Below are 22241 nucleotides of genomic sequence, written 5' to 3'. Positions count from 1 at the left end.
GCACTGTAGAATTAATCTAAATAAAAATGACAAGAAATTTAGTAGCACTTGCAATTTTTGCTTCGGCATCCATTTTTGCGCAAGAAAAAGAACTAACTCAAACCCAAAAAGATAGCATTGCTAGAGCATCGTCTCTAATAATCGATTTACAAGCGGTAACCGTTACCCCTTTTAAACAAAGCCCAGAAAGACAGCCAGAGGTTAAAGGAACCGTTCTTTTTTCAGGAAAAAAGAATGAAGTTTTAAAATTATCCGCATTTACCTCTAACTTGACTACCAACAATGCTCGCGAAGTGTTCTCGCGCGTCCCAGGTGTTACGGTTTGGGAAAACGAAGGATCTGGAATACAAATTAACATTGGAGTACGTGGTTTAAGTCCTAATCGCAGCTGGGAATTAAACACCAGACAAAATGGTTACGATATCTCATCAGATGTTTTTGGTTATCCAGAAGCGTATTACAATCCACCGTTAGAAGCAGTAGAAAACATTGAACTAGTTCGTGGTGGTGCTTCGTTGCAATTTGGCCCTCAGTTTGGCGGAATGGTAAACTATGTTTTGAAACGCGAGCAAAATAAAAAATTCACCTTTGAAACGCAAAATACAGGCGGTAGCTATAACTTAATGAGTAGTTATAACGCTATTGGTGGTAAAATTAACAAGTTTTCTTATTATGCCTACAACCATTCACGTAGTGCCGATGGATGGAGAGAAAACAGCCAATATAAAGTACGAAACTCACACGTATTTTTAGAATATGCCTTTACAGAAAAAACCAAATTAGCAGCAGAATACACTAATATGGATTACCAAATGCAACAAGCAGGCGGTTTGACAGACGCGCAATTTGCTGCAAATTCTAGACAATCTTTTAGAGAAAGAAACTGGTTTGGAACTCCTTGGAATTTGTTTGCTCTGACACTAGACACGCAATTATCTCCTTCTATAAAATCGAATACTAAACTTTTTGGTTTAATTGGAGAAAGAAATAGTGTTGGAATTACAGGAACACCAAACAATCCTGACACTAACGGAAATAGAAGAGTTGACCGCGATTTTTACAAAAATTTCGGAATTGAAAACAGAAACACTTATACGTACACCTTAGGCAAAAATAAAAACACTTTGGCATTTGGAGTTCGTGCTTACCAAGCACAAACGCAAAGACAACAAGAAGGAGCAGGAACTGCAGGATCTGATTTCGACTTAAGTACTTCAGCAAAATATCTGAGAGACCTCAATTTTAAGACACAAAACCTAGCCGTTTTTGCAGAAAATCAATTTAAAGTGACCGATAAATGGAGTGTTGTTCCCGGAGTTCGTTTTGAGCACATCACAGCTGATGGAGAAGGTCGATTTGGAATCACTTCTGGAAATGATGTTCCTTTTGAAAGCAAACAATTGGTAAGAAACAAAACTTTGTTTGGATTAGGAATGGAATATAAATTCGGCGCAACGAACTTATATGGAAACATCACACAAGCTTTTAGACCAGTTTTATTCTCAGATATTACTCCGCCAGCTGTAACTGATGTGATTGACCCAAACTTAAAAGATGCCTCAGGATACAATGCTGATTTAGGATACCGTGGTGTTGTGAAAGGCTTTTTGAACTTCGATTTTAGTGTGTTTTACCTGAGTTATAACAACCGTATTGGTCTCGTAAGACAATTTAGAAATAATAATAATACAACACAAGGTACGTTCTTATTCAGAACCAACTTAGGAGAAACCGTAAACAAGGGAATTGAAGGTTTTGTAAACGTAAATATCACTAAATATTTTGGTGTTGAAAAAACTTTCGGAAACGTAGATCTTTTTGTAACGACTAGTTTTATCGATTCCCGTTATACTGATTTTGAAATATTTACTGCATCAGGATCAGTGATTACAACCACTAACTTGAAAGGTAATCGTGTTGAAAACGCGCCTCGTTACATTCACAATGTTGGTTTGAGCTATAGTACTGACCACTTTTCGTCTACTTTGCAATACAAAACTTCAGGAAAAGTATTTACTGATGCTAATAACACAGTAGCGCCTTCAGCAAATGGTGTAACAGGGTTACTAAATGGTTATGAAGTAGTGGATTTATCAGCTGAATACAAGTTTTTAAAACGTTTCAATGTTCGTTCAGGACTTAATAACGTATTGAACAAAGATTACGCTACCCGAAGAGCAAGTGGATATCCTGGTCCAGGTATTTTACCAGGTGAAGGAAGAACATTCTTTGTATCTTTAGGAGCTCGTTTTTAATAAAAAACAATAATACACACTCTTTAATTAGAAAGTGATTACCAACTAAAAAGCAACCTCAACAGGTTGCTTTTTCTTATCTTTACAATATGGATATTCAAGAAATAGTAGCATTTGCTACTTTAATCGTTGCAGTCGCTTTTTTAATCAAAAAATTCTTTTTCAAAAAGAAAGCAAAGGATAAAAACTGTGGAAGTTCTGACTGCGGCTGCAATTAAACTATTTGATGTAGCCTATTTGTATGTCGTTACTCGCAAGCTTTCAATTTTTTGTTTTGCAACAGGCAAATATTTAGCGAACCATTTTTTATCAGCTTCCTTATTTTTTTCGGTTAAAGCCAAAGTTGTTTCTTCCATCTTGTATCTGTCCGTCGAAAACTTGCATTATACCACTAGATTTATTGGTCTAAATACAAGTGTTCAGCTGAGCGCAACGAGAGTAATTTACGACCCTTTTTAAAACAAATTGAAACCCTTATTGACTGCGACATAGCGTTTGCTTTATAGTTAATACGTTTACTTAGCAGGTTTTGAGCTTTGCGCCAAAACTAAACTGCTAATCATCATAAAAAGGAATAGAATGAACTATTTTACATGCTATAGTTTTTAGGTTAATAGGTTCTTTTAAAGTGCTTTTTTTTAGCCTAACGCCACATCTAGTGTCATCATCACAATAAATCCGCCGATAAAACCTAAAGTGGCAATGTCAGTGTTTTTATCTTGTTGGGTTTCTGGAATCACCTCTTCCACAACCACAAAAATCATAGCGCCTGCAGCAAAAGCAAGAGCATAGGGTAAAATAGGAGTGAAGAAAGTAACTGCAAAAGCGCCTAAAACAGCGGCAACCGGCTCTACTAATGCTGAAGACTGTCCGTACATGAAACTCTTCCATCGGCTCATTCCCATTCTGCGTAAGGGCATAGCAACTGCAATACCTTCTGGAAAATTCTGAATTCCAATCCCAATTGCTAGCGTAACAGCGCCAGCTATAGATGCCTCAGGAATTCCTGCTGCTACTCCACCAAAAAGAACTCCCACTGCCAAACCTTCGGGGATATTATGCAAGGTAATCGCCGAAACCAACAATGTGGTACGTTGCCATGGTGACTTGATTCCTTCGGTAACTTTAAAATTGATGTGCAAATGCGGTAACACTTTATCAATTCCGAAAATGAAGAGCGCACCAAGGAAAAAACCAAAAGCTGCAGGAACCACCTTAGCAAAGCCATCGCCACCTGTCATTTCTATTGCTGGAGCTAATAAACTCCAAAAACTGGCCGCAACCATAACACCACCCGTGAAACCAAGCATTCCGTCAAGAACGGTGCGGTTCATGGTTTTAAACATAAAAACAAAAGAGGCGCCTAACGCGGTTAGAAACCAAGTGAACAAACTTGCATACAAAGCGGCCAGTATTGGGTCGATACTCGTGAAATAATCTACTATAGATTGAAACATAATTATTTGATATATAAATTACTGGCTATTTTATTTGAAATGGTCATTTCTTTGGTTCCAACGCGAATTCGGAAAGAGGAATCAAAACTTTCCTTTTCGATAATTTGAATTGGTGTACCCAAAGCGATTCCCTGTTTGTCTAAATATTTTAAAAAATCTGACGAAGTATCTTTGACACCTACACAAATCCCGATTTGGTTTTTTTCGAATTCAGAGAGCAGTTGTTTTTCTACTTTTATTATACGTCCATTAGCATCAGGAATTGGATCTCCATGAGGATCTTCGGTAGGATTACCTAAGAAATCGTCTAATTTGTTAATAAGCAAATCTGATTTGATATGCTCTAATTGTTCCGCTAATTCATGGACTTCATCCCATGCAAAATCTAATTTTTCGACTAGAAAGGTTTCCCACAAACGGTGTTTACGTACAATCATTTTAGCTGCCAGTTTCCCTGTATCAGTTAATGAAACTCCTTGGTACTTGATGTAATTGATGCAGTTCTTTTCGGCTAACTTCTTTAGCATATCCGTGACAGATGAGGCTTTGGTATCCATCTTTTCGGCGATGGCATTCGTACTTACTGCAGCATTTTCAATAGCAGAAAGATGGTAAATCGTTTTTAAATAATTCTCTTCGGATAAAGTCATAACAAACAATTAAGGCATGGCAACAACTTTTTTGCTCAACTGCATAAAAAGCGCAAAACCTATATATTGACAAACTTACATAAAAAAGTTAATATAAAAAATATTTTTAGACAAGTCTAAACTATAAAGAACAAGTTGGGCAAAGGCCTGATAATGTGAAATTAAAATCGTGTATTAAATAGTTAGCAGGAAGACTAAATACGGGCTTCACTTCGTCAAGACACGTCACTGCTAAACATTTAGTACAACTGAAATGTATGTGATTGTGCGTATGCGAATGTTTTACGTCATGATCGTGCTCATGCTCATGATGGCAACTTGCATACTTTATGGTACCGTCATGATTTACAATTTTATGAATCACATCCTCGGCAATAAGCCTATCAAGTACCCTGTAGATTGTAACCCTATCACAAATATTTTGGCTTAAAGCTTGAATCTCGGTGTGTGATAAAGCCACCGACGCATTTTTAATAATATCTAGTATTGCTGTTTTAGCAGCTGTATTGCGGCTTGCTTTCATATTTTAAAATATATTAATGCAACATTGTTGCGTTTAAAATAAAATGATACATTTGCAACATTATTGCATTAATCAAAGGTACAAGAAAATGAAAAAATTACCAGTCTTAGCTTCAGATTTTTTGGGTGTAACTAGCGCTATTTTATGTTTAGTACATTGTTTAGCATTGCCAATCCTTAGCATGTTTCCTATGATGGTCCATCATAATCCCTATTTTGATTTGCTTTTTGCTTGCATTGGCCTTTGCGCAGCTATACCCGTACTGCGTGTATGCAAAACCTTTGTTGCCGTAATTTTAACTTTATCTTTCATAGTGTTGTTCTTAAGTATTTTATTGGAAATCATTTTTAATATAAACACTTTTCTAATCTACTTTGGCGGAATTGGCATCATAGCAGCACATCTTCTTAACATTAAACATCAAAAACACTAATGAAAAAATTACCCGTAACTGTTTTATCTGGGTTTCTTGGAGCCGGAAAAACAACCCTATTAAATCACATTCTTCATAATAAAGAGGGCTTAAAAGTTGCTGTAATCGTAAACGATATGAGCGAAGTTAATATCGACGCTAATTTAGTCAAAGCCGAAAATACCTTATCCCGTACAGAGGAACGATTGGTCGAGATGAGTAATGGCTGTATTTGTTGCACCTTGCGAGATGACCTCATGATCGAAGTGGAAAAACTGGCTAGGGAAGATCGCTTTGATTACCTATTGATAGAGAGTTCAGGTATAAGCGAACCCATTCCAGTAGCTCAAACTTTTTCTTTTATTAACGAGGAAGAAAATATTGATTTATCTCATTTTAGCTATATAGATACGATGGTTACCGTAGTGGATGCATTCAATTTTTTTAAAGATTTTGGTTCTGACCAAACCTTACAAGCACAGAATTTATCTGATATTGAAAATGATAACAGAACCATCGTGAATTTATTAGTAGACCAAATTGAATTTGCAAATGTTATCATTGTAAACAAAACTGATTTAGTAAACAGTAAAGAACTAAAAACTCTAAAAGCAACCTTTCGTAAACTAAATGCAGGAGCTACAGTGATAGAGTCACAGTTCGGACGAGTTCCTTTAAACGTAATTTTAAATACCCAATTGTTTAATTATGAAGAAGCTGAGACATCTGCAGGCTGGATTCGTGAATTAGAAGGATTTCACACACCAGAGACAGAAGCATACGGCATCAATTCTTTCGTTTTTAGAGAAGAGAAGCCTTTTCACCCAGACCGATTGTGGGAATTTCTACTTGAACAATTTCCCCAATCTGTTATTAGAAGTAAGGGTCTTTTTTGGATTGCCTCACGAGCAGACCAAGCCATAAACTGGAGCCAGGCTGGCGGTTCAAAAAAGGCCGAAGAAGCTGGAGTGTGGTGGGCAAGTATGCCTCTTGGCGAAAGAATGACCTTCGGAAATTTTGTAGAATTTCAAGATGTGATCGAAGAACGATGGACAGCAACGTTTGGCGATCGACTCAATGAACTCGTTTTTATTGGAATTGAAATGGACAAAGAGGCGCTACATACGCTCCTGCAAAACTGTATTTGTACTGATGAAGAAATCCAATCACTAAGGCAAGGTACTTTTTTAGCTGCGGATTGCTTTCCATTGGCAAGAACAACAACACCTACAGCAACTTATGCAACTTTGACGTAGCAATATTGTTTCTTGAATATAAGAGCAATTTTAATGATTATTTCTATTGCAAAAACTGTTTATAAAATATTTATTGCAACATTGTTGCGTTGTTAAAAATAATAAATATATTTGCAACACAATTGCATTAACGAATAAAAAAATAAAACATCTTACTTCATGAACAATCGAAAGTAACACTTTTTCAAATTTTTTACAATCGTTCTTTTGGCCTTAGTACTTAATTCCTGCTCCAATACTGACGATGTGATAGTAGCAGCAAATGAAGGAGAGTTCATCACAACTGTTCGGTTACAATTTGTACCGACCACTGCTGGAAAAACCATTGTACTTGAGTACAAAGACCTTGATGGCGAAGGAGCTAATGCACCACAAATTAGTATTAACAGTCCTTTTGAGCGATCTAAAACCTACAATGGTAGTATTACATTTAAAGACGATTTGGCTATACCGGCAATAGATATCACACCCGAGATAATAGCTGAAGCTACAGAACACCAAATGTTTTTTCAAACGACGGGTGTGCTTCAACCCATTACGTATTCTAAAAGTCCAAGTAATTTTGATAAAAATGGCAAGCCACTGGCGCTCGAGTTTACATTTACCACGACCACTGCAGCAAGTGGCACTTTGAGAGCCAGCTTAAGACACGGACCGAATAAAAATGCCTCAAATGTAGCGCTTGGCGACATTACCAATGCCGGTGGCGCAACAGATATTGAAGTTGATTTTCCAATCACAGTAGAATAGTAATTTTCAAAACCAAATAATACAACAATGAAAAACTCTTTAGCCTTATTGGCAACGCTTGCAGCATTTGCTCTAGTCACACAATCTTGCTCAAATGACGATAATACCGATACAGTAGTTGACGACAGTTCAGCTGAATTCAAACACTTGCGCATTTTAGTTTCGGATGAAACCACCACAGCAATGACCTTGGTAAATCCATTGCAAGGAAACAGCGTTTCATTTGAAGCCAAACACCCGAAATCAGCTTTGTACACGAGCGCTTCTGGGCGTTTTGCAGGCGTCATTCACCGCGAAAACAATTTAACAGAAACTTTTGATATTGGACTAGAGTTTCATGGTGATCATGTTGACATAAAAGGAACACCAAAATTTGGTGTTTTAACAGGTATGTCATCGAAGCCAACACATTTTAAAAGTAATTTTGGAGAAATCCTAACCTTCAATGATGGAGATGGTACATTAACAGTGGGTCTTGAATCGGAAATCCACAAAAATGGTGCTATAATGAAAACCATCACCACCGGATTAAGAGCGCATCATGGTGCTATGGCTGTATTTGCGAATGGTACATATGCTATTACTGAAAAAGACAATTCTATTCCTGGGACACTTCCTGAGCGAGTAAAAATAATTGACAAAATCGGCAAAGAACTTTTTGCCTCTACTATTGCAACCAAGGGAATTCATGGTAATGCAACAGATGGTGACCAAGCTGTTTTTGGTTCTGCTAGTGGCATTCTGGTGGTAAAAAATAATGGAGAACAAAGTTTAATTCCACATCCCGAAGGTTTTGGAACTGCATGGTTTGGAACAATACTTGAAACCAACAGCAAAGGTGAATTTGTTGGATATACAGCTGCAAAAGGAGCGTACTTGATTGATGTTATTGCTAAAACAGTTAAACCAATAATTGAAAATACCGATATCATGCAATGTAAAGTAAGCTACGACAATAGTAAACTTGGCATCTTGTTACATTCTGGAAATTTTATTTCATACGACTTAAATACACTCACTGTAGCTGCAGCTGAAAGAAATATCATTGCGCCAACTTTAAAAACAGCAACGCAAAAACCACAAATGGAATTCACACAACGATTCGTTTACATCACTGCACCAGCAACAGGCGAATTATGGATGGCCAACATTAAAAATAATAATGACATTAAAAAAATAAAAGTATCTAAAACACCATTTCGTCTCACTTTAATGGGATTTGAGAACAGTGGTGATCACTAAAAACTCTTTTAAATCCTGATCGTTTTGGTTAATAATTGGGGGTTTAAGCGGTTTGTTGTCATGACAAACCGCTTTTTTAAAAATTTATTTTTAGATTTGTCTAAAATTTAATTTATTTATCATGAAAAATACTATTACCGTATGCCTGCTGTTGCTATTTTTTCTTGGCTACAGCCAAAACAAAAAAAGCGTCTCGGGTAGGGTAACTTCTAACAATCAACCGATACCTGGCGCAACAGTTTCCTTGCTAAAAACTACTTTCGTCACTCAAACTGATAGTTTAGGACAGTATTTTTTTTCTGAAATTCCGAATGGTAATTACACTGTTCAAATAGTGGCAAACGGTTTTCAAACAAAAAACAAAAACGTCAACATAAAAAACCAGCAAGGAATAGTACTTCATTTTGAAATTACTAGCATCGAAAATCAATTGGATGAAGTGGTGGTATCAGGCACGCTAAAACCCGTAAAAAGGTTAGAAAATCCCGTTCCTGTTGAGATTATTTCGGCTGCTTTTTTAAAACAAAACCCAACCAGCAATGTCTTGGATGCCTTGCAAAACGTAAACGGTCTACGACCTCAAAACAATTGCAATGTGTGTAATACGGGTGATATTCGCATTAACGGACTTGACGGCCCTTACACCATGGTCACTATTGATGGGATGCCTATTGTGAGCGCTCTCGGTACCGTTTATGGCCTTTCAGGTATTCCAAATGCTATGATTGATAAAATAGAAGTGGTAAAAGGCGCGGCATCTACACTATACGGCAGCGAGGCGGTAGGCGGTTTGATTAACATTATTACTAAAAAACCGTTTGCAGTTCCTTTATTTACAGCCGATGTTTTTACTACATCTTGGCTCGAAACGAATGTTGACCTTGGTTATAAAGCCAATATTGGTCCAAAGGCTACTACCTTATTTGGTGTAAATTACTTCACTTACAACAATCCCATTGACAACAACAAGGACAATTTTACCGATGTTTCTTTGCAAAACAGAGCTTCTTTTTTCTCTAAAATAAACATCAACAGAACTTCAAAAAAAGAGCTTAGCCTTGTATCGCGATACCTTTATGAAGACCGCTGGGGAGGAGAAATGCAATGGAACAAGAGTTTTAGAGGCGGAAACCAAGTGTATGGCGAAAGCATTTACACGTCGCGCTATGAATTCCTTGGTAAATACGAGCTTCCTGTGGCCGAAAAAATGTTCTTTCAATTTTCGGTTATTGATCACGACCAAAACTCCGTTTATGGAAATGCTACTTTTTTAGCCAATCAAAAAATTGCGTTTGGCCAATTGTTGTGGGATAAAAACTGGGGCAATCACTCCGTACTCTTTGGCACAGCACTCCGATATCAATTCTATAATGACAACACGCCCGCAACGGCAACAGCGAATCATTCTAAAATTTACAGTGCTTTTGCTCAAGATGAAATCAAGCACAACGAAAAAACCAGTACCTTACTTGGGTTGCGTTACGATTACAATGACAATCATGGTTCCATTTTTACACCTCGTTTTGCTTTCAAATTCAAACCAACGCCAACAGATATCTTACGATTCAATTTTGGAACGGGTTTTAGAATAGTAAACCTTTTTACCGAGGATCATCAAGCTTTGTCTGGCGCTAGAGAAGTCGTGATACAATCTAACTTGAAACCAGAAACCTCATACAACCTGAACTTAAATTATCTGAAAAAATTCAAATTGACCAATGCGGGCGTGGTTAATCTCGAACTTTCGTCTTGGTATACTTATTTTACCAACCGAATTTTTGCGAACTACGACATCAATCCATATCAAATAATTTATGATAATTTAAACGGCAACTCAACTATTTTCGGGCTCAGCGCCAATGCTGATTGGGTTAGCCCGTTTGGGCTCAAAGCCAACCTTGGAACCAGTTATTATGATGCCATGACCACACAGGACGGCGTTAGTTTGAGGCCACTATTTACAGAAAGATATTCTGTGAGTTGGGGCTTTAGTTATGATATTTCAAACTGGTTTTTATCTTTTGATTATACAGGAAATCTAACTGGACCCATGCGTTTGCCGTTACTAAGCGAACTAGACCCGCGTCGAGAAATTTCTAGACCATATAGTATTCAGAACATACAAATGACTTTCAAAAAAATTCATAATCTAGAATTATACACCGGTATCAAAAACCTGCTTAATTGGACACCCAATCGTGGAAATCCGTTTTTGATTGCTCGCGCCAATGATCCTTTTGATAAAAATGTACAAGTTGACAATTCAGGAGCGGTAATCCCAACGGCTGATAATCCATTTGGGCTCACTTTTGACCCTACCTATGCGTACGGACCCAATCAAGGAAGACGTTTTTTTATCGGGCTGCGATATCATTTTGATTAATTTTTTGTTCTTAAAGTTGTATTTTTGAGCCATGAAACACCACGATTATATTTTTACCGGCGCAGGACTTTCGGCTTTAATGACGGTTTACAAAATGGTACAATCAGGATCGTTTGCAGATAAAAGTATTTTGTTACTGGATGAAAACTCCAAGAAAACCAATGATAGAACCTGGTGTTTCTGGAAAACAACCGATTCAATTTGGGAACCGGCTATTTCTAAAAAATGGGATTCGGCTTTGTTTGCCAATGCAGCTTTTCGCAGAGATTTAGACTTGCAACCGTATCACTACAATATGGTGAAAGGACTTGATTTTTACAACCAAGTTTTTGATTTGCTTTCGAAACAAACAAACGTCACTTTCTTGAATCAGAAAGTCTTGACTATTGAAGAATCCGAAACTATAATTTTGATACAAACGGAAAGCGAATCTTTTTCGTGCTCCAAATTATTCAATAGTATTTACCACAAACAAAAAGCGGAAAACCAAACTAAATATCCCGTTTTACAACAGCATTTTATAGGTTGGTTTATCAAAAGTGAGCAGGCTGTTTTCAATAATGAGCAAGCCACGTTCATGGATTTTTCGGTTGAGCAAAGAGGAAATACCCGTTTTATGTACGTGTTGCCCACTTCAAAAACCGAAGCTTTACTGGAATACACTTTGTTTTCGCACCAACATTTAAAAAAAGAAGAATACGAAAACGAAATCCAACAATACATTCAAAAATTGGGGATTACAAACTACGAAATTGTTGAAAAAGAAAAAGGCAGTATCCCGATGACGTGTTACCCTTTTTGGAAATCGAATACTAAAAACGTGATCAACATTGGTACTTCTGGCGGTTGGACCAAGGCGAGTACGGGTTACACTTTCAAAAATTCCGATAAAAAATCAAGTGAGTTAGTTGCCTTTTTACAAAGAGAAACCGACTTTACTAAGTTTCATAAAAAAACAAAATTCTGGTATTATGATTTGCTTTTACTAGACATTTTAGACCGCAAAAACGAATTGGGTTCCCATATTTTTTCTTCGATGTTCAAAAAAGGAAACCCAGCGGTGATCTTCAAATTTTTAGATGAAGAAACCACTTTAATTGAAGATATTCGGGTTATTTTAAAATGTCCGAAAATGTTGTTTATCAAAGCCATTTTTCACGTGGCTGCCAAAGCCATAAAATAACAATAAAACTATAACAAAACTTTATACTTGAACACTTATTCTTGAATGTAAACTTTGTAACTTTGCAGGACTTAATTACTAATGATTTAAAATAAAAGATATGTATCCAGAAGAAATGGTAAAACCAATGCAAGCAGAACTTACTGCAGCAGGTTTTCAAGATTTACATAGTGCCGAAGCAGTAGAAAACGCATTAAAAGCAGAAGGAACAACTCTTGTAGTTGTAAACTCGGTTTGTGGTTGTGCTGCACGTAATGCACGCCCAGGAGCAAAAATGAGTTTAGAAGGTGGTAAAAAACCAGATCAATTAATTACTGTTTTTGCAGGAGTTGACAAAGATGCAGTTGATGCAGCAAGACAACACATGTTCCCTTTTCCTCCATCATCGCCAAGTATGGCTTTGTTCAAAAACGGAGAATTAGTACACATGCTAGAGCGTCACCACATTGAAGGTCGCCCAGCAGAACTAATTGCTGAAAACTTAAAAGACGCTTTCAACGAGTATTGCTAATACCTGATAAAGTATAAAATTTAAAACCACGTTTCGGCGTGGTTTTTTTATTTGGAGCTACTTCCAGCTATTCGTTTCAATCTTTTTTTCCGCTAAAAAGCGGATAAAAAAGGATTTACACTGCTATCTGGGCTAGAAAATATTTAGTAGTAAAAAAAAAATTACTAACATTATACTCCTTAAAAAAGCTTTAGTTAAAAGGTAATGTTTTGTAGTGTGACTTAAAGATAAATGTACATGAAAATTAATGATTGATTTTAAAACAATATTAATCATTCTTTATCTATCATTATAAATTCCTTGATCTATATCTGGAAATATATCTTTATGAAGTACTTTGAATATATCTGTAAATAGTAATTAATAACGTTGTTAGTGCAGCTATTGGTGTAACTATCCAAGCAAACCTTTGCAAAAAGAAATTAATTTTTAAATCTAAAATTTCCTTCTCAAAACCCTTAGTTTTAATCTTTATAAATCCCGATGTACTGATATAAACAGATTTATCATTAAAATTAGCATATACGAGTTTCTCATTGTTCAAGAATTTTAAAGCATTGGTTAAGTTTAAAATTAATTTATCATTTACAGATTCATTAAAATCGAATTTCCCATTTGGAATTGATGTAAAATATTTTTTAGGATATATTTTTTGCGCTAACTCTTCAAACGTAAATGAATTATCATAATCTGTCGCTAGTACTTTTAATATTTCATCAAAATATTTGGCTGGATTTTTATGCATATTTAGAAATTAATGTTTTGGAAATTAGCTTTCCACTGATTACTAGATACCAATATAAAAGTAGTAAAATCAACTACCTCGTCTAAATAGGAATTACCAGTAGACAAATATTGTTCTAAATTTAGAATCTTATAAAACTTACCATCTACCAGCGCACAATTATCAAAAAATGGATACTGACAATTATCTCTGGTAACATAACTAATAACAATATAATATTCATTTTCTAGCATAGTGAAAAAAATTAAAACTATAAAAAATTTTGACACAAAAATTAACTACAATTAACATAAAGTAAAGTCTAGAATATTTTAAATATAAAGCAAATAATTATTCTTCTTTGTTAAAATAATTTATTGTTAATTATACCTTTCTTACTTTGAGGTCTTTTCTCCAAAAATGATGAAAATAGCAAGTATTATAACTAAAATAACTCCGTAAGTCATAGCGTTTTATTTTTTGATGGATATTTATTTTCGTCTAAGTATTATTCTTCACTAATTATTTTATTATATCCCGTGTATAGCCAATTAACAATCTGGCTAGCAATATTATTATTAGAAAGATCGTAGCTTTTAGAATTATTTAAACTTTCTACACATTCTATTCTAAATCTTTTATCTATAATTTTTATTCTCTCCTCCTATATATCAAAATTTTGGATTTTGGCCTGTATATCGGATATTGAATTCTTAACTCTTTGATAATTTGCATCATACCTCGCTTGTTTTGATGCCATAACTTCTCTAACCAAAGTTTCATTAACTGGACTGACAACTTTATTATAAATATTTCTCGGCTTTTGATTAACAGTATAATAATCCCAAGATCCAGTTAATTTATTATATTCTTTATAACCTGTCATGTAACCAGAACCGTTAAAATATTCGTAACGCCCGAGATACGAATTCCATTTTTCACTTGAATTTTGGCTATAAATATATGAGCACATCAATAAAAAGAATAAAAACATTAACTTTTTTATAGTATAAATATTAGATTACAAATATTAAACATAAAATTATTAAAAAACAAGAAAATAGGAAGAAAAATTGGGTGTTTAAAAATAAAAAAATCAGTAAAAAAGACAATGTACAAAAAAGTGTAACCTAACATAATAATCAGATTTTACTGTAGCAAAATACAGAGCGTGTAATCAAGTTTAAAAATCACCCACTCGCAAACGAATCTTTTTCTAAAACTTAAAACCATAATTGAGACTAAAAAACGCAACATATAACTGTAACCACTACTCCCCTAGCCCAGATTGCAGCGGCATCCTCTTGTTGTAGCGATAGCGAAAACAAGAGATATAGCGGAAAGCTGGAAATAGCTCCCAGAAAAATAAACCATTGAGACTTTAAGGAAAATTGAGAATCTATTTATTGATTGCAAACCTTAGTCCCTTTAAAACTTTGCGCCTCTGAACCTTTTTAACTACTTTTGCAAAAAATATATTTCTCACTTAAACTGTTTATAGCATGCAACTGTATAACACCTTAAGCGCAGAGGAAAGAGCCATCATGATTGATGATGCCGGAAAACAAAGACTCACTTTGTCGTTCTATGCTTATGCGCAAATTCAAGATCCAACTCAATTTCGAAACGATTTATTCCGCGCTTGGGATCCTTTAGTAGTTCTAGGCCGAATTTATGTAGCCAAAGAAGGTATCAATGCACAATTATCATTGCCTGCCGATAATTTTTATGCCTTCAAGGACACGCTTGAAGTATACGATTTCATGCAAGGGATGCGCTTGAATATTGCGGTGGAGCATGACGATCACTCGTTTTTGAAACTAACGATTAAGGTGCGTGACAAAATTGTTGCAGATGGTTTGAACGATGAAACTTTTGATGTGACCAACATAGGTGTGCACCTAAAAGCAAAGGAGTTCAACGAAATTCTAGATGATCCCAACACGATTGTTGTCGATTTTAGAAACCATTACGAAAGTGAAATAGGCTATTTTAAAGGCGCCATCACACCTGATGTAGATACGTTTAGAGAATCATTGCCAATTATCAACGAACAATTAAAAGAATTTAAGGAAGATAAAAACTTGGTGATGTATTGCACGGGCGGCATTCGTTGCGAAAAAGCATCGGCTTACTTTAAACACCAAGGTTTCAAGAATGTTTTTCAGCTGGAAGGTGGTATTATCAACTACGCCAAGCAAATAAAAGAAGAAAATCTAGAGAGCAAATTTATAGGTAAAAACTTTGTTTTTGATCATCGTTTGGGCGAACGCATTACAGATGATATTGTTTCTCAATGCCATCAATGCGGCACCGCTTGTGATGTGCATACCAATTGCGAAAACGAAGGTTGTCACTTGCTTTTTATTCAGTGTGAATCTTGCAAAGAAAAAATGTACGGCTGCTGTTCTGCTGAATGCGCTACGATTATTCATTTGCCAGAAGAGGAGCAAAAAGCCATTCGTCGCGGTATTAAAAATGGAAATAAGATTTTCAAAAAAGGAAAATCGGACAAGTTGCTTTTTAAAAATAATGCAGATCCTTTGGCAGCTATTCCCGACTTGACTGAACTGGCAAAACGCAAACCTGTTGCAAAAAAAACAGTGAAAATTAAAAAAGAATACCTGGGTAAAGGCGCTCATTTTTTCCCGAAGTCTAATGTTGGACAATTTTTCATTGAAGAAAATGAGTTGAAAATAGGCGATACGGTATTGATAAAAGGGAACACTACTGGAGAACAAATTCTAAAAATCGACAAAATGATGGTAAATGACACTGCACAACAAAAAGCCGTTGCTGGCGATACGTGCACGTTTCAACTCCCTTTCCGAATTCGATTGTCTGATAAATTATACCGCATTTTAGAGTAATCCCAAAACGCTATTTGAACTATTACCAACCCATTACAATTTAAATTGTGATGGGTTTTTTAGTATAAATTTATGAATTATTGCTCTAAATTGGCGTTGTTCCATAAAATTAAAAAATACTATCTTTACACATTAAACGTTTTAAGAACTTAAGTTGTGCTCGTCACAACACTACATATAAGATTATGGCATGTACAAGTTGTTCAACTTCTGATGGTGGCGCACCAAAGGGTTGTAAAAATAATGGGACTTGCGGCACCGATAGCTGCAATAAATTAACGGTTTTTGATTGGCTTTCGAATATGAGTTTGCCTAATGGCGACGCCCCTTTTGACTGTGTTGAAGTACGTTTCAAAAACGGAAGAAAAGAATTTTACCGCAATACTGAAAAATTAACCTTGAGCATGGGAGATATTGTTGCCACGGTAGCTTCTCCAGGACATGATATTGGTATTGTAACACTAACAGGTGAGTTGGTTCGCATTCAAATGAAGAAAAAAGGAGCGAATCCTAGCAGCAACGAAATTCCGAAAATTTATAGAAAAGCATCACAAAAAGACATTGATATTTGGTCTGCAGCTCGCGACCGCGAAGAGCCTATGAAAGTTCGCGCACGTGAATTGGCCATTGCTCAAAAACTAGAAATGAAAATTTCGGATATTGAATTTCAAGGAGATGGATCAAAAGCTACTTTTTACTATACCGCAAACGATCGAATTGATTTTAGAGCATTAATCAAAGATTTTGCTAAAGAATTCAGCACGCGTATTGAAATGAAACAAGTAGGTTTCCGTCAAGAAGCGGCTCGTTTGGGAGGGATTGGCTCTTGCGGAAGAGAATTGTGTTGTTCTACTTGGTTGACTGATTTTAGAAGTGTAAATACCTCAGCTGCACGTTACCAACAATTATCCTTGAACCCACAAAAACTAGCGGGACAATGCGGTAAATTAAAATGTTGCTTGAACTATGAGCTAGACACTTACATGGATGCCTTAAAACATTTTCCTGATTTTGACACGAAACTAGTTACTGAAAAAGGAGATGCCATTTGCCAAAAACAGGACATCTTTAAAGGGCTTATGTGGTTTGCCTATACCAATAATTTTGCCAATTGGCATGTACTAAAAATTGATCAAGTCAAAGAAATCATTGCCGAAAACAAGTTGAAAAACAAAGTTTCCTGCCTAGAAGATTATGCTATTGAAGTTATTGTTGAGCCAGAGAAAAACTTTAACAATGCTATGGGTCAAGAAAGTTTAACGCGATTTGACCAACCTAAACCAAGGAAGAAAAATAATAAAAAACGCAAACCTACTGGCGAAAACGCCATTGTAGCAAATGCAGGTAAACCGGCTGCTAACAAAATAACCAGCAATAAACCAGCAAATACAACAAATACAGCAAAACCTGCTAATAAAATAACCAATAACAAACCCGCAAATACGGCAAGACCTAACAATAACCGTCCTGCTCCTGCTGATAAAAAACCAGCAGAACCCCGCAAACCAATAATTATTACAAAAAATGTGGATAAGAAATAGCACCATACTCTTTTTGGTTACGATACTCTTCTTTTCTTGTGACAAAAAAAGGAGTTTTGATGAGTACCACTCAGTGGGCAATGCATGGCATAAAGACAGTACTGTTACCTTTAACTTACCTATACTTGACTCTACGCAACGCTACAACTTGTTTGTAAACTTGAGGGCGAATAACAATTATCAATTCAATAATTTGTTTTTGATAGTAGCTATGGAATTGCCTAATGGATTTACCAAAGTTGATACACTAGAATACCAAATGGCTGATGTTGATGGAACACTTTTAGGAGATGGGTTTTCGGATATTAAGGAAAGTAAACTTTTTTATAAAGAAAATGTTCGATTGCGATCAAAATACAAAGTACACATTAAGCAAGCAGTACGAGAAAACGGAAAAGTTCCGGGTGTAACAGCCCTTAACGGAATTACCGAAGTAGGATTTAGAATTGAAAAAAAAGAATAAATTAGTATTATGGCTATCAAAAAAAACAACAACCCAACAAGAAACGATGATAAAAGCATCGCGTATTATCAAAAGAAATTTTGGAAAATATTCTTCATAGGTTTAGGAAGCATAGGCTTGTTTTTCCTTTTCACTTCTTGGGGATTATTTGGCGCCATGCCATCCTTTGAAGACTTAGAAAATCCAGATTCTAACTTAGCTACCGAAGTTATTTCGGCTGACGGAGTGGTTATTGGCAAGTATTTTGAAAAAAATAGGTCTCAATTAAAATACGAGGATTTACCTAAAAATCTAGTTCAGGCACTTATTGCTACTGAGGATGCTCGTTTTTACGAACATTCTGGAATTGATGGTAGAGGAACCTTGAGAGCTATTTCAAGTTTTGGAACCAGCGGAGGAGCGAGTACTTTGACTCAGCAATTTGCTAAGCAATTGTTACACGGTGAAGGTTCTAAATTCTTACCTTTTCGAATTATACAAAAAGCACAAGAATGGATAGTCGCTATTCGTTTAGAAAGACAATACACTAAAAATGAAATTATTGCCATGTACTGCAATGTGTATGATTTTGGAAACAATTCTGTTGGAGTAAGTTCTGCTGCCAAGACTTATTTTTCTAAAGAACCAAAAGATTTAACCATTAGTGAATCAGCAATATTAGTGGGAATGTTTAAAAACTCTGGTTTATACAATCCTGTACGAAATCCGCAAGGAGTAAAAAACCGCCGAAATGTAGTGCTTTTGCAAATGGAAAAGGCTGACATCATCTCTACATCAGAAAAAGAAAGATTACAAAGCTTACCTATAAAATTAAACTTCAAACTCGAAACTCACAAAGATGGAACTGCTACCTATTTTAGAGAGTACTTGCGTGATTACATGAAAAAATGGGTTGAAGAAAATAAAAAACCAGACGGTACTGATTACGATATTTACAAAGACGGTCTTAAGATTTATACCACTATTGATTCTAGGATGCAGTTGCATGCTGAAGAAGCTGTAAAAGAGCACATGGCAAACTTGCAAGAAGAATTTTTTATTCAATCAAAAGACAATAAAAACGCACCATTTGTAAACATTTCAACTGTAGAAACGCAGCGTATTATTAATCAAGCTATGAAATCTTCTAGCCGCTGGTCTATCATGAAATCATTGGACAAAACCGATGAAGAAATCATAAAGTCATTTAGTGAAAAGACCAAAATGAAAGTCTTTACCTGGGAGGGAGAACGCGATACCATCATGACTCCTCTTGATTCTATCCGTTACTACAAACACTTTTTGCAATCTGGGTTAATGGCCATGGAGCCACAAACCGGAAACATCAAAGCTTGGGTAGGCGGTATCAATTACAAATATTTCCAGTATGATCACGTAGGGCAAGGAGCTAGACAAGTAGGATCTACTTTCAAACCGTTTGTTTATGCTACTGCTATAGAACAATTAAATATGTCACCATGTGACTCAATTGTTGATGGTCCGTTTATGATTAGAAAAGGGCGTCACCACGTAACCGAAGATTGGGAACCTAAAAACTCTGATAACAAGTACCGCGGAATGGTAACTTTAAAAAGAGGTTTGGCAAACTCGATCAATACCGTATCTGCAAAACTTATCGATAAAGTAGGTCCTGAAGCAGTAATAGATTTAACACACAAATTAGGTGTAAAATCAGAGATTGTAACCCAACCCTCCATTGCACTTGGTGCCGTAGAAATCACTGTTCAAGACATGGTAGCTGCGTACAGTACCTTTGCTAATCAAGGAGTGTACATGAAACCTCAATTTATCACTAAGATTGAAGACAAAAGTGGGGTGGTTATTTATGAGCCTATTCCAGAATCACACGATGTATTGAATAAAGACATTGCATACGCAGTGGTAAAATTACTTGAAGGCGTAACCGAAGGTGGTTCAGGTGACCGTTTACGAACCACTGGTGGTGGTAATGGAGACAACCGTTGGACGGGTTATCCGTATGCTTTTAGAAATCCAATTGCCGGAAAAACAGGAACTACACAAAACCAGTCTGATGGTTGGTTTATGGGAATGGTACCAAATTTAGTAACCGGAGTTTGGGTAGGTTGCGAGGATCGTTCTGCCCGTTTCAAGAGCATTACTTACGGACAGGGCGCTACTGCTGCTTTACCGATTTGGGGATTTTTCATGAAACGATGTTACGAAGATCCAGCGCTAAAAGTGTCCAAAGAACCTTTTGAAAGACCGTCTAACTTATCTATCAAAGTAGATTGTTATGTACCTAAAAAAGTAGTAGACACCACCGTTGTAGAACAAGACACAGAAGAATTTGAACTATAAATTTAAGCATTAAAAAAATGCTAGTAGTTACGGTAAACTAAGTTCACTTAATTTTTAGAAAAACAAGTGTTACGAACGGGTCTTTAACCAACAGAAGAACAAAATACAATTACATCAATAGCACCTTATTTTTATGATTAACAAAAAAGTAAATACCGTTCAAGATGCACTTCAAGGCATAGAAAATGGCATGACTATCATGCTAGGCGGTTTTGGATTATGTGGAATTCCAGAAAATAGTATTGCCGAATTGGTTCAAAAAAACGTAACCGATTTAACCTGTATTTCAAACAATGCCGGTGTAGATGATTTTGGACTTGGATTGCTTTTGCAAAAGCGCCAAATTAAAAAAATGATCTCATCGTATGTGGGTGAAAATGCCGAGTTTGAACGTCAAATGCTCTCCGGCGAATTAGAAGTGGAATTGACACCTCAGGGAACTTTGGCAGAAAAGTGCCGTGCTGCACAAGCGGGAATTCCTGCTTTTTTTACACCAGCAGGATACGGAACTGAAGTAGCTGAAGGAAAGGAAGTTCGCGAATTTAATGGCAAAATGCACATCATGGAACTCGCTTACAAAGCTGATTTTGCTATAGTAAAAGCTTGGAAAGGTGACGAAGCAGGAAATTTAATTTTTAAAGGAACTGCTCGAAACTTTAACTCTAGCATGGCTGGAGCTGGAAAAATTACTATTGCCGAAGTGGAAGAACTTTTACCTGTAGGCGCATTAGACCCTAATGAAATTCACATTTCGGGAATTATGGTTCAACGTATTTTTCAAGGAGAAACGTTTGAAAAAAGAATTGAACAACGAACTGTGAGACAAAAATAGTATTCAGTTTTCAAAGAATTATATGGACTTCATTTTTATGATTTAAGAATGCTCAAATTATAAAAACTCATTTGACTTACCTGTTTCAAAAATAAAATTATGGCTTTAACTAAAGAAGATATAGCAAAAAGAATTGCCAAAGAAGTACAAGACGGCTATTATGTTAACCTAGGAATTGGAATTCCTACCTTGGTAGCTAATTATGTTCGCACGGATATTTCGGTTGAATTTCAAAGTGAAAATGGCGTATTAGGCATGGGACCATTCCCTTTTGCTGGAGAAGAAGATGCCGACATCATTAACGCAGGAAAACAAACCATTACTACATTGCCAGGAGCCTCGTTTTTTGATTCTGCTTTAAGTTTCGGGATGATCCGCTCTCAAAAAGTTGATTTAACCATTCTTGGCGCTATGGAAGTTGCAGAAAATGGTGATATCGCCAACTGGAAAATTCCTGGTAAAATGGTAAAAGGAATGGGTGGCGCAATGGATTTAGTGGCTTCTGCCGAAAATATTATTGTAGCCATGATGCACGTAAACAAAGCAGGCGAATCAAAAATCCTAAAAAAATGCTCTTTGCCATTAACGGGTGTAGGCTGTGTTAAAAAGGTGGTAACAGAACTTGCTGTACTAGAAGTTACCTCAGCAGGATTTAAGCTTTTAGAGCGTGCGCCAGGTGTAACCGTAGAACATATCATTGCCTCAACAGAAGCAACACTAATCATTGACGGAGAAGTTCCAGAAATGACAATAGATTAATTTCGTATAAAATCTGTTAGGTCAGTTTTTAGTATTGATTAACTTGTTTACTGATGAAACAAAAATGCTACCAGGCTAGTTGTTTTTGTGTGTTTAAAAGTGTTGTTGTCA

At 36.1% G+C, this 22241-nt stretch carries 21 protein-coding genes; 15 read left to right on the top strand and 6 right to left on the bottom strand.

Features of this window, described 5'->3' with window-relative positions; all coding sequences use genetic code 11:
- Positions 1 to 26 precede the first annotated feature (26 nt).
- Entirely contained in the window at positions 27 to 2255 is a 2229-nt protein-coding gene (locus tag FJV36_RS08840; protein WP_158730132.1) for a TonB-dependent receptor, read from the top strand.
- An 89-nt stretch (positions 2256 to 2344) separates the two neighbouring features.
- Positions 2345 to 2473, top strand: coding sequence for a FeoB-associated Cys-rich membrane protein (locus tag FJV36_RS08835; protein WP_158730131.1), 129 nt, complete (start codon positions 2345 to 2347; stop codon positions 2471 to 2473).
- Between the two features lie 420 nt (positions 2474 to 2893).
- On the opposite strand, the gene FJV36_RS08830 is transcribed toward FJV36_RS08835, so the two are convergent.
- The 3 genes from FJV36_RS08830 to FJV36_RS08820 all read right to left on the bottom strand — a co-directional run bounded on the left by FJV36_RS08830 (position 2894) and on the right by FJV36_RS08820 (position 4885).
- Positions 2894 to 3712 carry a ZIP family metal transporter gene (locus FJV36_RS08830; protein WP_158730130.1) on the bottom strand — a complete coding sequence of 273 codons (819 nt, stop codon included), beginning with the start codon at positions 3710 to 3712 and terminating at the stop codon, positions 2894 to 2896.
- Positions 3713 to 3714: 2 nt separating this feature from the next.
- Entirely contained in the window at positions 3715 to 4362 is a 648-nt protein-coding gene (locus FJV36_RS08825; RefSeq protein ID WP_158730129.1) for a metal-dependent transcriptional regulator, read from the bottom strand.
- A gap of 121 nt (positions 4363 to 4483) precedes the next feature.
- Complete coding sequence (locus tag FJV36_RS08820) at positions 4484 to 4885, bottom strand: Fur family transcriptional regulator (protein WP_158730128.1); 402 nt, start codon at positions 4883 to 4885, stop codon at positions 4484 to 4486.
- 88 nt (positions 4886 to 4973) lie between these two features.
- Here FJV36_RS08820 and FJV36_RS08815 point away from each other — a divergent pair, with 88 nt between their 5' ends.
- The 7 genes from FJV36_RS08815 (at position 4974) to FJV36_RS08785 (ending at position 12622) form a co-directional block, all read left to right on the top strand.
- Positions 4974 to 5318 carry a MerC family mercury resistance protein gene (locus FJV36_RS08815; RefSeq protein ID WP_158730127.1) on the top strand — a complete coding sequence of 115 codons (345 nt, stop codon included), beginning with the start codon at positions 4974 to 4976 and terminating at the stop codon, positions 5316 to 5318.
- Positions 5318 to 6553, top strand: coding sequence for a GTP-binding protein (locus FJV36_RS08810; protein WP_158730126.1), 1236 nt, complete (start codon positions 5318 to 5320; stop codon positions 6551 to 6553). Before FJV36_RS08815 ends, FJV36_RS08810 begins: the two co-directional genes overlap by 1 nt.
- Positions 6554 to 6760: 207 nt before the next feature.
- Positions 6761 to 7303, top strand: coding sequence for a type 1 periplasmic binding fold superfamily protein (locus FJV36_RS08805; RefSeq protein ID WP_158730125.1), 543 nt, complete (start codon positions 6761 to 6763; stop codon positions 7301 to 7303).
- Between the two features lie 27 nt (positions 7304 to 7330).
- Positions 7331 to 8545 (top strand): hypothetical protein, encoded by a 1215-nt coding sequence (locus FJV36_RS08800; protein ID WP_158730124.1) that lies wholly within the window; start codon positions 7331 to 7333, stop codon positions 8543 to 8545.
- 121 nt (positions 8546 to 8666) lie between these two features.
- The gene (locus FJV36_RS08795) at positions 8667 to 10928 is read left to right on the top strand and encodes a TonB-dependent receptor (protein ID WP_158981009.1); all 2262 of its coding nucleotides are present in this window, start codon (positions 8667 to 8669) and stop codon (positions 10926 to 10928) included.
- 31 nt (positions 10929 to 10959) lie between these two features.
- Positions 10960 to 12111, top strand: a complete 1152-nt coding sequence (locus FJV36_RS08790; RefSeq protein ID WP_158730122.1) for a lycopene cyclase family protein — start codon at positions 10960 to 10962, stop codon at positions 12109 to 12111.
- A gap of 100 nt (positions 12112 to 12211) precedes the next feature.
- Complete coding sequence (locus FJV36_RS08785; RefSeq protein ID WP_086452817.1) at positions 12212 to 12622, top strand: BrxA/BrxB family bacilliredoxin; 411 nt, start codon at positions 12212 to 12214, stop codon at positions 12620 to 12622.
- Between the two features lie 325 nt (positions 12623 to 12947).
- On the opposite strand, the gene FJV36_RS08780 is transcribed toward FJV36_RS08785, so the two are convergent.
- The 3 genes from FJV36_RS08780 to FJV36_RS08770 form a co-directional block, all read right to left on the bottom strand.
- Positions 12948 to 13367, bottom strand: coding sequence for a hypothetical protein (locus FJV36_RS08780; protein ID WP_158730121.1), 420 nt, complete (start codon positions 13365 to 13367; stop codon positions 12948 to 12950).
- A gap of 2 nt (positions 13368 to 13369) precedes the next feature.
- A complete protein-coding gene (locus FJV36_RS08775; RefSeq protein ID WP_158730120.1) occupies positions 13370 to 13600 on the bottom strand; it encodes a hypothetical protein in 231 nt (76 codons plus the stop codon).
- A 410-nt stretch (positions 13601 to 14010) separates the two neighbouring features.
- Positions 14011 to 14319, bottom strand: coding sequence for a hypothetical protein (locus FJV36_RS08770; protein WP_158730119.1), 309 nt, complete (start codon positions 14317 to 14319; stop codon positions 14011 to 14013).
- A gap of 529 nt (positions 14320 to 14848) precedes the next feature.
- Between FJV36_RS08770 and FJV36_RS08765 the strand changes: the two genes are divergently transcribed.
- The 6 genes from FJV36_RS08765 to FJV36_RS08740 all read left to right on the top strand — a co-directional run bounded on the left by FJV36_RS08765 (position 14849) and on the right by FJV36_RS08740 (position 22130).
- Positions 14849 to 16216, top strand: coding sequence for a rhodanese-related sulfurtransferase (locus FJV36_RS08765; RefSeq protein ID WP_158730118.1), 1368 nt, complete (start codon positions 14849 to 14851; stop codon positions 16214 to 16216).
- Positions 16217 to 16401: 185 nt separating this feature from the next.
- On the top strand, positions 16402 to 17757 hold the full coding sequence (locus FJV36_RS08760; protein ID WP_158730117.1) for a regulatory iron-sulfur-containing complex subunit RicT: 1356 nt from the start codon (positions 16402 to 16404) through the stop codon (positions 17755 to 17757).
- Positions 17741 to 18220 carry a gliding motility lipoprotein GldH gene (locus FJV36_RS08755; RefSeq protein WP_158730116.1) on the top strand — a complete coding sequence of 160 codons (480 nt, stop codon included), beginning with the start codon at positions 17741 to 17743 and terminating at the stop codon, positions 18218 to 18220. The genes FJV36_RS08760 and FJV36_RS08755 overlap by 17 nt, the downstream gene beginning before the upstream one ends.
- A gap of 9 nt (positions 18221 to 18229) precedes the next feature.
- Positions 18230 to 20539: a penicillin-binding protein 1A gene (locus FJV36_RS08750; protein ID WP_158730115.1), complete on the top strand. Its 2310-nt coding sequence runs from the start codon at positions 18230 to 18232 to the stop codon at positions 20537 to 20539.
- A 133-nt stretch (positions 20540 to 20672) separates the two neighbouring features.
- Positions 20673 to 21371: a CoA transferase subunit A gene (locus FJV36_RS08745; protein ID WP_158730114.1), complete on the top strand. Its 699-nt coding sequence runs from the start codon at positions 20673 to 20675 to the stop codon at positions 21369 to 21371.
- A gap of 99 nt (positions 21372 to 21470) precedes the next feature.
- Positions 21471 to 22130 (top strand): 3-oxoacid CoA-transferase subunit B, encoded by a 660-nt coding sequence (locus FJV36_RS08740; RefSeq protein ID WP_158730113.1) that lies wholly within the window; start codon positions 21471 to 21473, stop codon positions 22128 to 22130.
- Positions 22131 to 22241 lie beyond the last annotated feature (111 nt).

The organism is Flavobacterium sp. I-STPP5a, from assembly GCF_009764685.1.
GTDB lineage: Bacteria > Bacteroidota > Bacteroidia > Flavobacteriales > Flavobacteriaceae > Flavobacterium.
This window is presented reverse-complemented; position numbering and strand designations above follow the sequence as displayed.